The 1,944-nt window shown below is 70.7% G+C and carries 2 protein-coding genes; both read right to left on the bottom strand.

Features of this window, described 5'->3' with window-relative positions; genetic code table 11:
* Nucleotides 1-233: 233 nt before the first annotated feature.
* The gene (locus tag EES43_RS02995) at nt 234-632 is read right to left on the bottom strand and encodes a hypothetical protein (RefSeq protein ID WP_124267217.1); all 399 of its coding nucleotides are present in this window, start codon (nt 630-632) and stop codon (nt 234-236) included.
* A gap of 160 nt (nt 633-792) precedes the next feature.
* Nucleotides 793-1,773, bottom strand: coding sequence for an NADase-type glycan-binding domain-containing protein (locus EES43_RS02990; RefSeq protein WP_124267216.1), 981 nt, complete (start codon nt 1,771-1,773; stop codon nt 793-795).
* Nucleotides 1,774-1,944 lie beyond the last annotated feature (171 nt).

Raw genomic sequence — 1,944 nt, 5'->3', positions numbered from 1 at the left:
GGGTGCGGCGGGTCTGGGGAGGGAGCTGGACGGGGAGGGTGTCGGAGGGGCGGCCGGCGCCGTTCCGCGGGGTCAGCACCGGTGCGTCGACGGGCGTGTCCCATCGCGATGCGAGCACCGGCGTCGCCTCCCTCCAGCCTGGTAACGTCTCGGCTTCACGCACGGGGAGGGCAGTCCTTCGGTTCGGTGGTCCCGGCGATTGGATGGTGCAACGGCCTCGCGCGGGCCGGGAGTCAGCGCTCGCGTGATCGAGGCGGGATCTCGTCCGGACTCGCCCGGCCCGTCCCCGCCGCCCGCCGGGCCGCCAGCTCCGCGTCGGCCCGGCCGATGGCGCGGGCGTAGTCCTCGCAGAACATCGGGTACCAGTCCTGGAAGAGCTGTTCGACGGAGGTGCGGTACGCCGTCGTGTCCTTGTCCTCGGGCTTGTTGAGCGTCCCGCTGAACCAGACGCACTCCCCGAAGTACCAGGACAGGCAGTTGAGGAAGCCGTCCATGAGCGGATCGGGCGAGGATTCCAGGGAGTAGCCCCGGGCGAGCCGGAAGCGCCGCCAGTACTCTCCGAAGTCGTCCACCTCGGACATGCCGTCGCTCCAGGGCTTCGCGACGAGTTCCCAGGCCACCGGTGTGTCCATCGAATCCTCCATCGGGCGGTGACTGCTTGTGGTAGCGCGACTCGGGGCTTGGTTCTTGCAGGCTACTGGCGTGATCGCCGGGTACGCCGCTCTTCCGTGCCCATCGCTCATCGGTCTGAACAGTGCGGACGCGGCCGGGCCTTCCAGCCCGGCCGCGGACTCATGACAACAGGGAGAAGAACTCGATTTCGGCGATGGCGACGTCCTTGCCCCGGTCCGAGGGATAGGCGTCGGTGATCTCGATCTTCACCGTCTTGATCGCGTTGGCGCCCTTGAGCGAGAACTTCTGCGGTTTCGCGGAATCCTTGAGATCCACGCGCATCCGCTTCTCGTTGGTGAACGTCAGGTACATCTGACGCGGCCGGCCGTGCTCGGTGTACGTGTCGCCCGCTCCGGCCGTGACGATGAGCTGGTCCAGGTTGACGATCCGGTCGAACTGGACGACCAGAACCGTCTTGTCCTTCTCCGCCCCCGTCAACTTCGCCGCGAACGGAACGGACCAGTACGACGCGCTGTTGAGGTCGATCAGGTTCTGGGTGCCGCGGCCCTTGGCCGAGGCGCCGGCGACCTTGGCGGGACGCACCGGCGAGTACTGGGATTCCAGGAAGCCCTTGGCGGTGGTCCGCACCTCGGCCACCTTGTCGTTGACCGTGTTCCGGAACGGTGCGTACGACGCGTAGAGCAGGCACCCGACGCAGAACATGATGCCCGCCACGATTTTCACCTTCGCCCAGAAGGCGGCGAAGCCGCCGCCGGGGGCCGTGGCCGGGTCGGTCTGCTGACCCGTCCCCGTCCCCGTGCCCAGTTCCACAACGCGCGGACCTCGTCGGCGTCGCAGCCTGCCCCACCACGGGGCCCGCGCCACCTGCGCCTCGCGCAGCTCGAAGCCGCACCGCGCGCAGAACTTACGGGCGGGGGCATTGCCCTGCCCGCAGTCGCCGCAGATCAGGTCACCGGGCCGGATGACGTTGTTCCGGGCGGTCCGCAGATTCCGGCCGCCCGCGCGGGGCTGCGGAGCCTGCGGCAGGACGACGTCCGGCTCGTCGTCCCCGTCGTCGTCCTCCACCGGATCGACGGAGGGCAGCGGGGCGACGAGGGCGGCGTCCCGGCTACGGGCGGCGGCCTCGCTCACGGTCGGCAAGGGCACCGTGTCCTCGTGCCGCCGGTGCTCCTGCGGAGACCTCGCCCCGCCGACGGCCTCCGTGGACGGGGCCGGCTCGGCCCGACGAGGCGGCGCGGGACGGCTCGGGCCGGGCGCGGACGATGCGCCCGGCGGACGTGGCGGCGCACCGGCTCCGCCCGACGGCGGCGG

Origin of the sequence: Streptomyces sp. ADI96-02, assembly GCF_003846185.1 — a bacterium.
In the GTDB taxonomy this organism is placed as follows: Bacteria; Actinomycetota; Actinomycetes; order Streptomycetales; family Streptomycetaceae; genus Streptomyces.
The sequence above is the reverse complement of the archived record's forward strand: the minus strand, read 5'-3'. Positions and strand labels throughout refer to the sequence as shown.

What these genes read in the sequence shown, in the direction of transcription:
- EES43_RS02995 (WP_124267217.1), bottom strand. Translation starts at nt 632, where the DNA reads ATGGACACACCGGTGGCCTGGGAACTCGTCGCGAAGCCCTGGAGCGAC.